The sequence below is a fragment of the Helicobacter cetorum genome (genome assembly GCF_900198405.1).
Lineage (GTDB): Bacteria > Campylobacterota > Campylobacteria > Campylobacterales > Helicobacteraceae > Helicobacter > Helicobacter cetorum_C.
Map to the genome: position 1 here is coordinate 74094 of NZ_FZMR01000001.1, position 14014 is coordinate 88107.

Annotated in this window: 9 protein-coding genes and 1 tRNA gene; 7 read left to right on the forward strand and 3 right to left on the reverse strand. The window is 33.4% G+C overall.

Translation table 11 applies throughout. The features are described 5' to 3' along the window. Positions 1–85 precede the first annotated feature (85 nt). The 4 genes from C6H25_RS00380 (at position 86) to C6H25_RS00395 (ending at position 8311) form a co-directional block, all read left to right on the forward strand. A complete protein-coding gene (locus C6H25_RS00380) occupies positions 86–2680 on the forward strand; it encodes a TonB-dependent receptor domain-containing protein (RefSeq protein ID WP_104747508.1) in 2595 nt (864 codons plus the stop codon). Between the two features lie 217 nt (positions 2681–2897). Continuing rightward, positions 2898–4262 (forward strand): L-seryl-tRNA(Sec) selenium transferase, encoded by a 1365-nt coding sequence (selA, locus tag C6H25_RS00385; RefSeq protein ID WP_104747509.1) that lies wholly within the window; start codon positions 2898–2900, stop codon positions 4260–4262. Between the two features lie 66 nt (positions 4263–4328). Continuing rightward, a complete protein-coding gene (locus C6H25_RS00390) occupies positions 4329–5522 on the forward strand; it encodes a NusA N-terminal domain-containing protein (protein ID WP_104747510.1) in 1194 nt (397 codons plus the stop codon). 704 nt (positions 5523–6226) lie between these two features. Next, positions 6227–8311: a hypothetical protein gene (locus tag C6H25_RS00395; protein WP_104747511.1), complete on the forward strand. Its 2085-nt coding sequence runs from the start codon at positions 6227–6229 to the stop codon at positions 8309–8311. Between the two features lie 241 nt (positions 8312–8552). Here the strand turns inward: C6H25_RS00395 and recG are convergent, their stop codons facing one another. Next, on the reverse strand, positions 8553–10421 hold the full coding sequence (recG, locus tag C6H25_RS00400) for an ATP-dependent DNA helicase RecG (RefSeq protein WP_104747512.1): 1869 nt from the start codon (positions 10419–10421) through the stop codon (positions 8553–8555). A gap of 120 nt (positions 10422–10541) precedes the next feature. Between recG and C6H25_RS00405 the strand changes: the two genes are divergently transcribed. Both C6H25_RS00405 and C6H25_RS00410 read left to right on the forward strand, forming a co-directional pair. Further along, entirely contained in the window at positions 10542–10865 is a 324-nt protein-coding gene (locus tag C6H25_RS00405; RefSeq protein WP_104747513.1) for a hypothetical protein, read from the forward strand. 3 nt (positions 10866–10868) lie between these two features. Beyond that, positions 10869–11540 (forward strand): outer membrane protein, encoded by a 672-nt coding sequence (locus tag C6H25_RS00410; protein ID WP_418904533.1) that lies wholly within the window; start codon positions 10869–10871, stop codon positions 11538–11540. Here the strand turns inward: C6H25_RS00410 and C6H25_RS00415 are convergent. Beyond that, positions 11537–12289: an exodeoxyribonuclease III gene (locus C6H25_RS00415; RefSeq protein ID WP_104747514.1), complete on the reverse strand. Its 753-nt coding sequence runs from the start codon at positions 12287–12289 to the stop codon at positions 11537–11539. The two genes, C6H25_RS00410 and C6H25_RS00415, sit on opposite strands and share 4 nt — an antisense overlap. A 104-nt stretch (positions 12290–12393) precedes the next feature. Between C6H25_RS00415 and C6H25_RS00420 the strand changes: the two genes are divergently transcribed. Further along, positions 12394–12469 (forward strand) — tRNA-Phe (locus tag C6H25_RS00420). An 8-nt stretch (positions 12470–12477) separates the two neighbouring features. Here C6H25_RS00420 and C6H25_RS00425 read toward each other — a convergent pair. Then, entirely contained in the window at positions 12478–13899 is a 1422-nt protein-coding gene (locus C6H25_RS00425; protein ID WP_104747515.1) for a competence protein, read from the reverse strand. Positions 13900–14014: the final 115 nt, after the last annotated feature.

Sequence of the window (14014 nt, forward strand, 5' to 3'; positions counted from 1 at the left end):
AAGGTATTATTATATAGAATAGTGTAATAATAATAATGTTAAGTTAAAATTCGTTGAACTTTTATAGGATAAAGGCTGAATAAAAATGCTTAGAAATGGATTTAGGATCGTTTTTGTCTCACTTGTTGTTGCAAATAGTTTAGAAGCCCAAGAAAGTCATACGCTTGGTAAAGTTACTACAATGGGTGAAAGAACTTTTGAATACAACAATAAGATGTATATTGACAGAAAAGAACTCCAACAACGACAAAGTAACCAAGTCCAAGATATTTTTAGAACCCGTGCTGATGTGAATGTGGCTAGTGGTGGACTAATGGCACAAAAAATTTATATTAGGGGCATTGAAAGCCGTCTCTTAAGGGTAACTATAGATGGCGTCGCTCAAAATGGTAATATTTTTCACCATGATGCTAACACCGTGATTGACCCAAACATGATTAAAGAAGTAGAAGTGATAAAAGGGGCAGCGAACGCCTCAGCAGGTCCGGGTGCGGTTGCTGGTAAACTAGCTTTTACTTTAATTGATGCGAATGACTTTTTAAGAAAAGGTCAAACCTATGGCGCTAAGGTTGAGGCAGGGTTTTTTACTAACTTTGGGTATCGCATGAATTTTACTGCGGCTTATCGGGGTAAAAATTGGGATATGTTAGCGTATTACAACCACCAGAATATCTTTTATTATAGAGACGGAAATAACGCTTTTAGAAATCTTTTCCACCCCAATTATGACTTAAACGACCCGGGAAATAGCGACCAAGGCATAGGAACTCCTAGCGAGACCAACAGCGTTTTAACTAAATTCAATGGATATATCAATGATACAGATACTATCAGTCTAAGCTATAGCATGACTCGCTATAATTCTACAAGGCTTTTGCGTCCTAACACTACTTCAGCTCTTTCTAAAGTGAATTATCCGGGTCAGCAACCCGCACCTTTTGTGATTGACTTCGGTAAAGAATTAGCCCATACCATTAACTTTAACCATAGTTTAAGCTTGAAATACAAGCATGAGGGTGGCACAAGGTTTAATCAGCCTCGTATTGAGTCTACTGCTTTCTTAGGGGTAAGGGGGGGCAATTATAATCCTGTGGTAAACCCTTTTGCTTATAATTCTAATGAACCTTACAACCCATACTACACTCAAGAAATGGGGCCATGGTGTAATAGCCTAGAGGGTGCAGGACAATGCACGCAAGGAACTATCACGCCTATTAATGGTGGTGCTGGTGGGTATCAAATAGGGTATGATAGTCCTATGCAAGCAACGGCTATGCCTTGGAGTATAAATCCAAAAACAGGCGTATATACAGGACCAGTCCCCAAAAATCCAGCCTACGATATGGCACCGCCAAATGCTAGTAACACGACCGCTAATGACTGGACTTTAGGAAATGCGGATGCTGAAGGGACTCTAGCTAGAAGAATCTTCTTAGTAAACTCTGGAATTAATCTTAAAGTGCAACACCCCTTATCTGAAGACTATGGGAATGTGTTTGAATACGGCATGATTTATCAAAATATCAGCGTATTCTCTGGGCTAGACAAAGGAGCGAATGGCTATTATAAAAACAATATTGACCCTAATAACCCTAATGGTTTAGGCTTGCCTTATCGCCATTACTACACTGACCAAAGCTCTCAATACCCTCAAAATCTAAACACTCCAAACCCTCTTTATCGTAACATGCCTCAAAATTCACATGCTATCGGTAATATCATCGGTGGTTATGTGCAAGCCAACTACAATCTTTTAAGAAATTTAATCGTGGGTGCAGGAACTCGTTATGATATTTATACCTTATTAGATAAAGATGGACGCACCCATGTAACTTCTGGCTTTTCGCCCTCTGCAACCATTCTTTATAACCCTATTGAAAAAATTGGCTTGAAAGTGAGCTATGCTTATGTAACTAAGGGGGCATTACCCGGTGATGGCGTTTTGATGAGAGATCCAACGGTAATTTATCAAAGAAATCTTAAGCCAGCAATCGGTCAAAATGTAGAATTTAATGTGGATTTTAATAGTAAGTTTTTTAATGTTAGAGGTGCGGCATTCTACCAAGTGATTAATAACTTTGTTAATAGTTATGGTCAAGATGCCTCTAAAAATGGTGGGGGTAATGCAACGGCGAAGAACATGTCAGGAAACTTGCCTCAAACCATTAATATCTATGGTTATGAAGTTTCAGGGAATATCAAATACAAAAATTTCTTAGGGACTTTTTCTGTAGCGCGTTCTTGGCCTACCGCTGAAGGGCATCTATTAGCAGACACTTACGCACTAGCCGCAACTACAGGAAATGTGTTTATCTTAAAAGCTGACTATCGCATACCTCGTTGGGGGCTTACGCTCACTTGGCTCTCACGCTTTGTAACTAACATGTTCTATGAGGGTTATTCTATCTATTACCCACAATGGGGATTAATGAAAATCCATAAGCCCGGCTATGGCGTGCATAATGTGTTTATTAACTGGAATCCGCCCGGAAGTAAATGGAAAGGTTTGCAACTTTCTGCGGTCTTTAACAATATCCTTAATAAGCAATATGTAGACCAAACTTCTGTATGGCAAGCGAGTGCAGACGCTCCAGCAAGCGATATGATTCCTAAAGATAAGCGTATGGCACTTCCTGCACCCGGATTTAACGCTCGTCTTCAAGTGTCTTATCAATTCTAATTCAAGTAGCTTTTTTAAGGTTTCTTGAATTTTTTGGCTATACTTTTAAAATGAAAGCTAAAAAGCCCTATAAAAATTACCAAACCTTGTGGAAAAAATTCCGCATGCTCAATAGACTCACTAAAATGCTCTTAAGGATTTTAAAGAAGTAGTTTTATAAGAAATTTAGTGAGTTTAGACTAAGATGGATATTCAAATTTAACACTAGAAAAATAAGATGAAATCAAATTATCAAGCCATTCCAAGCACTCAAAGTGTATTGCAACTTTTAGAAAATGAACCTTATAATAAGACATTCCTAAAAAAAATCATTACAGAAACGATAGAAAACGCACGCAAAAATCCCTCCATTCTCACGCCTAACCAGCAAGAAAACGCTCAAATTATGGCTAAAGAAACTAGACAAGCTATTCAAAATCTTTTGAAAAACCCTTATCAAAAGATTATTAATGCAAGCGTGAGTGCCTTTGGGTCAAATTATGGGCGAACGTTTTTTAGCCAAAAATTTTACGAAAAAATTGAGCCTAATCTAAGGGAAGTTTTAACAAACCCCATTGATTTAGAATGCGATTTAAACACCGCTAAAAGAGACAACCGCTTAAGGGCCTTAAAAAAGCTTTTTAAAGCGTGTTTTGATACTGAAGAAGTCTTAATTGTCAATAACAACGCTAGTGCAGTCGTTCTAATCGCTAACGCCCTAGCCGAACAACAAGAAATCATCGTTTCTTATGGCGAATTAGTAGAAATTGGGGGGAATTTTAGGATTAAGGATATTTTACTAGCTAGTGGGGCTAAATTACACTTGGTAGGGAGCGTGAATCGCACTTATTTAAGAGATTATCGCCTAGCCTTGAATGAAAAGAGCAAAATATTACTTAAAATCCATCCTAGCAACTTCACTCTTAAAGGCTTTAAAAAAGACACGCCTTTTAAAGATTTACAAACCCTAGCCAAAGAGCATAACCTAATTGATTATTACGATTTAGGGAGTGCGAGCTTGTTAGATAATCTTAAAGAAGAGACTTTAGAAGAGATTCTAGCCCTAAAACCTTCGCTTTTAAGCTTTAGTACGGATAAATTCTTTAATAGCACACAAGCGGGCATTATTATGGGTAAAAAAGAATTGATTGACACCTTAAAAACCCACCCCCTTTATAGAGCCTTTAGAGTGGATAAAGTTACGCTCACTCTATTATTTCATAGTCTCAAAGCATGGATAAGCGCTAAAGAAGAGATTAAAGTGTGTGAGTTACTGAATCAAACTAAAGATGATTTATTACAAAAAGCTCTAAAGCTCTATGCCTTTTTAAAACCCCTAGAGTTAAATGTGAGCATAGCGTCTAGTTTTTCAAGCATTGGAGCAGGAAGTTTGCCTAATTTAGAAATAGAATCCTTTTGTGTGAAAATCCAGCCTAAAAATAAAAAATCTTTAAATTGTGAAAAACTTTATTTAAAGCTTTTTCAAAAAGGTATTATTACAAGAATCTCATGCGAACATGTGTGTTTTGAAGTCTTTAGTTTGAACGAAGAAGATTTTGAAAAAATCGCCTTAAATTTAGAAGAAATCCTAAATAAGGCTTAAAAATTAGCTATAATAGGGCTTCTTTTAAACCACAATCTCCCCCATGAAATTAAAGGAACTTAGAAAATGGAAAAAATCAGCGACCTTATAGAATGCATTGCGTATGAAAAAAATTTGCCTAAAGAGATGATTTCAAAAGTGATTCAAGGCTGTTTATTAAAAATGGCACAAAATGAATTAGACCCCTTAGCACGCTACTCTGTGATTGAAGAAAACAAGCAACTCCAGCTTATCCAGCTTGTAGAAGTTTTAGATGATGATGATGAGAGATTACTCAATGACCCTTCTAAATACATCAGCTTGTCTAAGGCTAAGGAAATGGAGCCAAGCGTTAAGATTAAAGACGAATTGTCTTATAGCTTGAGTTTAGAGAGCATGAAACAGGGGGCGATTAACCGCCTTTTTAAAGATTTGCAATACCAACTAGAAAAGGCGTTAGAAGACAGCCATTTTGAGATGTTTCAAAAGCGTCTTAATAGCGTTTTAATAGGACAAGTGATTTTAGTGGATAAAAATCAAAACACTTTTATTGAGATTGAACAACAATTTCAAGGCATTCTTTCTATGCGTCATCGTATTAAAGGCGAAAGTTTTAAAGTAGGGGATAGCATTAAAGCGGTTTTAACGCAAGTCAAACGCACTAAAAAAGGCTTATTGTTAGAACTTAGCCGTACCACCCCTAAAATGCTTGAAGCGTTGTTAGAATTAGAAGTGCCTGAAATTAAAGACAAAGAAATTGAAGTGATGAATTGTGTGCGAATCCCGGGTAACAGGGCAAAAGTGAGCTTTTTTTCAAGCAATGCTAGAATTGACCCCATAGGTGCAGCAGTAGGGGTTAAAGGCGTGCGTATCAATGCGATAAGCAACGAATTAAATAAAGAAAATATTGATTGCATAGAGTATTCTAATGTGCCTGAAATTTATGTAACTCTCGCACTAGCTCCGGCAAAAATTTTAAGCGTTGAGATTAAAAAAATCCCCCTAGAAGAATTAAGCACTGAAGATAAAGAACAAGTTCAAGAACGTTTCATTGTGGATAATCATCTCCAAAAAGCTAAAGTGCGTTTATTGGATACTGAAAAATCTAAGGCTATCGGTAAAGGCGGAGTGAATGTATGCCTAGCGTCCATGCTTACAGGCTATCATATAGAATTTGAAACGATTGCAAGTGCTAAAGAGAACGCTAACACTGAAAATGAAAACGAAAAAGAAACACAAAAAGTAGGGGTAGAAGCCTTAGAATCCTTGTTTAAAAGTTAAAATACCCTTAAGTGAAATATAGCAATTTTGCTATTGTTTCACATCTATAGAACCACATCTAACTAATTCCAATCTAAATTTTTAGACATTACACTCTTTACTATAAAACCAAAAAACTGATTTTTCTATTTTCTATGCCACAGAAAAACATGCATTAAAATAATAATATTTTTTTGTACTTGTAATCATTATAATACCTAGCATGATAACTCATTGATAATGGCTCATTTTAGGTGGAATTATGATTAATTTGTTTCACGTGAAACATTAAGACTTGCTATTTTTGTCTCATTTTTTCCAAAAAATCATTAAAAGTATTTTTATATTAAAAATTCATTTTAATGAAAACTATCTTAATAATATGTATTGCTTTAAACATTGATTGATACGATAAATATTTTTAAAAAATATTGCAAATAAGCAGAAAATTCTAATAATACAAGTAATTAATGATGTATTTTAGCCACTATACACTTTTAAAATTTCTTTTGATTTAGTTTTAAATATTCATTATTTTAAAAAAATAACAATTATTTTTAGCGATAGAAACAAAATAATCTATAAATTACTATCACATGTTTCATTTTCATTTTAAAAATTGTATTTATTTGCTTTTCGTTTTTTTTTTTTTGTTAAGATACGCTTGTATCTTTTTAGCTTTTTATGGCATATGCCATTATAATTTTAATATTAAGGTGAAAATAATGGATAAAAAATTTATCGTCAGTCTCGCATTAGCGTCAAGTCTTATTAGTGTGGCAAGTGCGACTACACCAGAACAAGAATTAAATAAGCTTGAAAAATCATGGCATAATTTACCCACACGGGATAAATTTTTTAATAAGTATATCCCTAACGATATACATGAAACAAATATTTTTAATAAAGATTTAGCTCAAGCACAATCTTTAGAAAGTGCTAAAATTAATCCTGCCAGTAAAACAATTACTCTCAAAGAAAACGAGCTCAATCAAGCCTTAAATAATTTATATGGCATTATTGATAATGCTCTATATTTTGGTTCAGGGTTTGATGACTATCAAAAAGCTGTAGAGACAGCATTAAAAAATCTTCAAAATGCTCAGGAAGAATATAAGATTTATACTGCTGATAACAAACAAGCTCAAGCTTTAGAACAAGCAAGTGCTAGTGATAAAGCAGTTAGTTCTAATGCTAACAACACAGCTAATAGCACCCTTACAAATGACTTTAATGCCGTTAATAATGCTAATGCTAAAGTGGCAAGTGCTACTACTGCATTAAATAACGCTCTAAAAACTCTCCATAGTGCTGTAGGCACTAAAGGTTTTGCTAAAGCTCAACAAGCTGTAGATAGTGCTACTAAAGCTCTTAAGGTTGCTCAAGCTGATTACACTAAAGCTAACAACACTTTAAATCAAGCTGTAGCTGCTAATGAGACAGCTAATAAGAGTGCTTATAAAAATGATGAGGTAAGTAATAAAACCTTAAATATTGCTAGTATCTTAGATAAAGATAAGAAGATTTACCAAGATAATGCGTCTAACTATCAAAAATCTACCGGTATTTGGAGCTTTAATAACGCATATAGCAATGTAAAAGATAGCGCTCAAGTGGTAACTAATGATGAAGAAATTCTAAAACAAGCTATCGCTCATGTAAAAAATGCTATTGGCACTCAAGACTTCAAACAAGCACAAGAGTTAGAGCAACAAGACTCGTCTAACTTGAAAACTGCTCAACAAAACTTTACTAACGCACAAAATGCGTTCAATAAAGTGAATGATAACTTTAATAATTCTATGCCTTTCTATGCAAGCGCATGGAGAGATACTTCTCTTATCAATGAATATAAGCAATATGCTCATAGCTCTAACGCTACCATTAAAGCTGACTATAAGAATCTATCAAATGATGTTAATACCCTAACTACTAATACAGGAACTGGTGTACATAGACTATCTTGGTGGGTAGGCTTGAATATTTATAGTGCTAAAAACCAACAACAAGTTTTAAGTGCTCAAAAAGCATTGAAAGATGAGGAACAACAATTTACTAAAGATAAGACTATCTTAACTCAAGCGATTGCTAAAGCGCAACAATCCGCTTTAAATCAAGTAAGCAATCTCAATAACGCTTTAAATAGTTATAGCAAAATTTTAAATGCAAATTTAAATCGCTACAACCAAGCTACTAGCGTTTGGGGACTTAAGTCTATCTATAACACTACTAAGGCTGACGCACAAAGCGTTAATAAAGATAAGATAGCATTGCAACAAGCTATGAAGTCTAACAATGTAGCAAAACAAGCAACTGCTTTAACTAACTTAGAAAATACAGAAAATCAATTTGTTAACGCTCAAAAGGATTTGAGCCAAGTGTTGAAAAACTTTAATAGTGCTATACCTTTATACGAAAGTGCATGGGGAGATACAAGTATCATTAGCAAATTCAAGCAATATGCTCATAGCTCTAACGCTACCATTAAAGCTGACTATAAGAATCTATCAAATGATGTTAATACCCTAACTACTAATACAGGAACTGGTGTACATAACTTGTCTTACTATATGGGTAATAAAGTCTTTAAAGGCTTAAGTGGTCAAAAAGCTTTAGACGCACAACAAGAAAATGAGCAAAAATCCTTTAAGGCATTAGAGAGTGAAGAAAATCAATTCACTACAGATGAAAAAGCTTTAGAAAACGCTATTAAAGAGAGTGATGATAAAACTAATGATTATCTTAAAAATGTGAGCCTAGATAATGATAATCAAGATGATATTGATTATTCAGATAGAATGGACGATTAATCATCTGTATTAAAAGGGTGGGGAGATAAAGCTTTATTTTAATCTTTTTAAAATAGGGTTTTGTCAATTCTACTAAAAATAAAAGATTTAACCTTTTATAAAACTTCAAAATTGCTTTTAAATCACTTTTTACTTATCTAGGCATATAAAACTATTCATAATAACTAAAAAGACAATTTTAATAGTAATATGGATTAAAAAGAAAAATATATCTTAACCATGAATATTAAAAATTAGTGCTCTAATATTTAAATGTTCCACGTGAAACATCAGCATTTTTTAAAAAATCTTGTTTCACTTCAGCAACAATATTTTCATCTTTAGATAAATCAATGTATTCAAAACTATTTCCGCTTTGCTCTTCGCCTTGAAGTAAATCTCCGCTTTTTCGGTATTCTAAATCTAATTCAGCGATTTTAAACCCATCTAATTCATCAGCAAATTTTTCTAATCGCTCGTTTTCTTCTTGAATCGTGCATAAAAAACAATAGCCTTTCAAACCATTACGAGACACACGCCCCCTTAATTGATGTAAGGTCGCTAAGCCTAATCTCTCAGGGGCTAAAATCACTATCACGCTTAACCTAGGTAAAGAAATGCCTACTTCAATGAGTGTGGTCGCTAGTAAAATACTTCCTTTTTCTTTAAATTCTTCAATAATCTCTTCTTTATTCTTATCTTGCCCTGAAGTGATATAAACATTTTTAAAGCGTTTTTGCCAAAAACTAGCCCCTTCATTGAGCGATAAATAGGGGATTTTTTCACTCTCATTCACAAGCGGATAGACTACAATCACTTGATGGTTTTGTGCGATTTCTTTATGGATACGCTCCATAACAATATTAAATTCTCTTTTATGCAAGACTAGAGTTTCAATCTCTTTTTTATAAGGGATTTCTCTAATTGCCGTCGTTTGGACAAACGCACTTTTTGCTAAGGCTAGGGTGCGTGGAATGGGCGTGGCTGAAAATTGTAATGAATGGGGTTTATTACCCTTATGACTAGCCATTTTTTCTAATTGATAGCGTTGCTTAGTGCCAAATCTGTGTTGCTCATCAGTAATCACTAGAGCAAATTCATTCAAATCTCGCTTGTCAAATAACAAAGCCTGCGTGCCTATGACAACATGAATAGTTTTTTCAAATAAATTATTTGGTTGCTTTTTACTTCCGCCTAATAGTAACTCCACTTCAAAATAGGGGGGTAAAAATTTCAAGGCTTCGTTATAAAGTTGTTTAGCTAGAATAGAAGTGGGTGCCATTAAAAGGGTTTTATTAGGATAGGCTAACACCATGCTTGCTAAAATTACCATCGTTTTCCCACACCCTACATCACCTACAATCAAACGCTTGCATGCTATAGAACTAGCTAAGTCGTTTTGAATTTCTTTAATGGCGTTTTGTTGGTCGTTAGTGAGACTAAAGGGTAAAGAAGTGATAAATTCATTTAAGCGTTCGCTATTATTAGCACACACAATTTTAGCACTAAATCGCAATTTCTTACGCTCCAAGCTTTTCATATAAAAAAGCATTTCAATATATTTTAACGCATTTAAATATTGTAAAGGAAAAGTCTTAAAGCGTTCATAATCTTTTACAAAATTTTGAGTAGGAAAAAAGATTTCTAGTAATAAATGTGCGATACTTTCTTTAATGCCTTCATTTTTTAAATTTTCTAAAGAAATGAGACTCTGTAAATTTTCTTGGATTTTTTCGTGGTTTTTGACCTTTTTAAAAAGCAAAGAAATTTTTCCAAATTCTGTAACGATTTTAGGCGTGTTGATAATAGTGGCTTGATTAAAAGAGCTTTGCTCTAATTTACCATAAATAAACAAGCTTTCGCCTATTTTAAACTGATTGTAATGAAACGCACTATAGTTAAAAAATACAAGCTCTAAATTCTTATTAAACCGCTTGGAATACACAAAGATTTTTAAGACTTTCGCATAGCTTTTTTTGTCTAAAATAGTAACTTCTAAAGTGCCACTAAGCCCCATTTCAAAATGCTCTAATAAACTTAAATCTCTATAACCCTTAGGCACATAGCATAGTAACGCCTCTAAAAGCGATTTAACCTTCAAATTTTCTAAAATTTCATTTGTTTCTTGCAATTTTTTCTTACCTTAGTCAATCCTATTTTAAAAAGCCTTAACTTCGCTGATTTTGCCCTAATATTTTAACCATTTTGTGCTAAGATAAGCAAATTATACACCTTTATAAGGAAACAGACCATGAAATCAAAAATAGCTCTTTTTATTGCTATTTCTCTCATAGGATTTTTGAGTGCTTGTAAAGACACGCCAAAAAAAACGACCTCTTCACACACGATTAAAACCGCTCCTAAAGAGGCTAATCAAGATGTAGAAAGAATTGAGCATGAAGAAGATGATGAAAAAATCACTCAAAAAGTAGACGATCTCATTGATAATGAAAATAAAATAGATAAATTAAATGAAAAAGATGGACCGGTGCAACCACAAAATAACCCTACTATTTTACAAAATTGGACTAACCATCAAGATAATCTTAGCTCCCCACTCAATAGGAATTATTAGACATTGAAAATTTTTTCTAAAACTAAAAATGCGTTCTTTTTAAGAGAAAGATTTTGTTTTAGAAAATCAACTTTTTTAGGTTTAGCTTTTACTTTGCTTTTATGTGTTTCTTACCCTTTGAATGCAAAAAGCCGTTTTTATGTCGCCTCTCAATATCAAGTAGGAAAAATGATACTTCAAAAAGAGGACAAGCTCAAACGCACTATAGAAGGAGCAAGCTTTTCTTTAGGCTGGGAGATTAACCCTACTAACTATTGGTTTTATTCTCGTTACTATTTTTTTATGGATTATGGCAATGTCATGTTAAATAAAGCTACTAAAGCTCAAGCGAATATGTTTACTTATGGCTTTGGAGGGGATTTGATTGTAGAATACAATAAAAATCCTTTATGGGTTTTTGCTCTGTTTTATGGCATGCAAATCGCTGAAAACACATGGACGATTTCAAAATACAGTGCGAACATGATTATCAACGATTTAGATAGTATCAAAGGCTTTTCGCTTAAAACTTCTAATTTTAGAATGTTTGGTCTAGTAGGATTCAAATTCCAAACCGTGCTATTCCATCATGATGCGAGTATAGAAGTGGGTATCAAATGGCCTTTTGCCTTTGAATATGGCTCGCCTTTTGTAAGAAATTTTTCTGTTTTTATTTCACACACTTTTTACCTTTAAGCTAATTCTAGTCCCACAGGGCAATGATCACTCCCTAAAATATCTTTATAAATTAAAGCGTCTTTTAAATCTTTTTTTAAACTTTGAGAGCATAAAAAATAATCAATCCGCCAACCGATGTCTTTATCTCTAGCTTGTTGCATATAGCTCCACCAAGTATAAGCTTTTTCTTTAGTAGGATAAAAATGCCTAAAAGTATCTAAAAAACCAGCGTTTAAAAGCTCACTAAATTTTTCTCTTTCTTCATCGCTAAAACCAGCGTTTTTTCTATTAGCTTTAGGGTTTTCTAAATCAATTTCATTATGAGCGACATTTAAATCCCCACATACAATCACAGGCTTTTTAAGTTCTAAGTCTTTTAAAAATTTTTTAAACTCTATTTCCCAACGCATGCGATACTCTAATCTTGCTAAAGCTCGTTGCGAATTTGGGGTATAGACATTCACTAGATAAAATTTATCAAATTCACAAGTAACTACTCGCCCCTCTGTGTCATGCTCTTCTATACCTATACCATAACTCACATTTAAAGGCTCTGTTTTAGAAAAGGTAACGACCCCAGAATAGCCCTTTTTAATTGCACAATTCCAAAAATCAAAATACCCTTTAAATTCAAAGGTGTTTTGAACTTGTTGCATTTTAGATTCTTGGATACAAAAAATATCAGCATTCACACTTGTAAAAAAATCCATAAAACCTTTATTCATGCAAGCTCTCAAGCCATTCACATTCCATGAAATCAATTTCATTTTTAATCCTTATTAAATTTTTGATTTAATTATATCTTTTTGATAGATTTTTTAAAAATTAAGCTTCATTTTACCTTTTTTATGTAATAATTTTTATATTGTTTGGCTTGATAGCTCAGTCGGTAGAGCAGAAGACTGAAAATCTTCGTGTCGGTGGTTCGATTCCGCCTCAAGCCACCATCTTAATTTTAAACTTCATTAAACAAATAATTTCCCCTTTTCACACAAACAAGCCGAGAATTTTCAATGCTTAAAGGCGTGCTTTTAGCTCGTTGTTGTTCTTCTATCTCTAAAGTGATACACACCCCTTCTTTTAAACGCACATGCTTTTTAACCCATTCTTTATATTCACTACTTTCTTTGACTATATCGTTTAAATAATGCCCCTCATACACTTCTACAAATTCCATAAATTTATCGCTCAAATGCAGTTCATTGTGCGTTATTTCACTTTTTCGTGTGGAAGTATAAGCTAATTCGCTTGTTTCATAAAAAGTCGGCTCTACTTGATCATCTTGTTTGGGGCGTTCATAAACAGCTTTTATTAATTGCGTTGTAATTTCATATTGACTTTCCCAAGCCTGTTTTAAAGGTTCTTCAATAAGATAACATTGCCTAATTGTGCCATCTTTTCGCATTCTAGCTCCCTTGCACCTTTCTATAGAGCTTTTAGCTTGAAAAACAGAAAAATTATTTTTAGCTTCAAAAATTTGTGGCTCTTCTAAAGGCTCTGCTTTTTGGAGAGAGATTTTAGTATAAGGGGTAATGATTTTACCGGTTTTTCCTTCTGTTGTGTTGTAATCACAAGGAGTAATATCAGTGTAGGTTTGTTTTTCTTCATCAAAGCGTTTTAAAATACTAGGGCGACTTGCTTGTAAATGTTCGTCTTCATAAACCCACTTCCCACATGCAAATTCCTTAATATTAGGGTCTTTTATAGCTTTTTCTTCCGTATTTTCATCAATAGAGTTGTTATTAAGTAACGTTTCTTCTGTAGGCATGATAATAAGATTATTTTCTTCTTTTTTTATTTTTGAATTATTTTGAGAAGTTTTTAAAGGGGGTTTTGTGTCGTTTATTTGTGTTTTTACTTCATTTGCTAGAGTTTGTTTGTTAGGAGTTGTTAAAGGCTGTAAAAAGCTATTTTTAGAAGTTTTAGAGCGTAGTTTGTTAGGAAAATCTAAATAGGAAAAGTTTTGTGAAGATTGTTGTGATAAAGGGGTTTTATTTTGTTGTTTTTGTATGGGTGTTTTTAAAGGAGATTTTAAAGAATTTGAGTGCTGTTCTTTAAATTCTTTTGAAGAAAATACAATTTGAGTGTTTTTAGGAATAATAGAACGATTAGGGCTTAAGATAGTTTGTAAAGAAGGTTTTTCATCAAGGGGTTGGTAGGTATTTAAAGTAGCTATATGAGTAATTTTTAGCGTGAGTTTATTTTGTAGAGAAATTTTATAAGTTCCTAGAACTTGTTTATTTTCGTTAGAGTCAATGATTTTAGCTTTAAAAGTGCCTTGTTTGGGTGAAGTTTTAATTTCTTCTAAAAGTTCAATTACAAGAGCTTTAAGAGGGATTAGAGGAAATAAAAGAAATGTTAAAAGAATTTGGTTCATAGTTTTTCCGTAGTTTTATGGTGTAAAGATTGTAGCTTAAAAAACTTAGGATTTTAGATCATTAAGAGAGTAAAAGAATTTTAGTTATTAAGAGTATTGAAAATAGTAGCAGTAG

Excerpts from the sequence above, each read along its gene's own strand:
- C6H25_RS00380 (WP_104747508.1), top strand. The coding sequence starts at position 86 with ATGCTTAGAAATGGATTTAGGATCGTTTTTGTCTCACTTGTTGTTGCA.
- selA (WP_104747509.1), top strand. The coding sequence starts at position 2,898 with ATGAAATCAAATTATCAAGCCATTCCAAGCACTCAAAGTGTATTGCAA.
- C6H25_RS00390 (WP_104747510.1), top strand. The coding sequence starts at position 4,329 with ATGGAAAAAATCAGCGACCTTATAGAATGCATTGCGTATGAAAAAAAT.
- C6H25_RS00395 (WP_104747511.1), top strand. The coding sequence starts at position 6,227 with ATGGATAAAAAATTTATCGTCAGTCTCGCATTAGCGTCAAGTCTTATT.
- C6H25_RS00405 (WP_104747513.1), top strand. The coding sequence starts at position 10,542 with ATGAAATCAAAAATAGCTCTTTTTATTGCTATTTCTCTCATAGGATTT.
- C6H25_RS00415 (WP_104747514.1), bottom strand. The coding sequence starts at position 12,289 with ATGAAATTGATTTCATGGAATGTGAATGGCTTGAGAGCTTGCATGAAT.
- C6H25_RS00425 (WP_104747515.1), bottom strand. The coding sequence starts at position 13,899 with ATGAACCAAATTCTTTTAACATTTCTTTTATTTCCTCTAATCCCTCTT.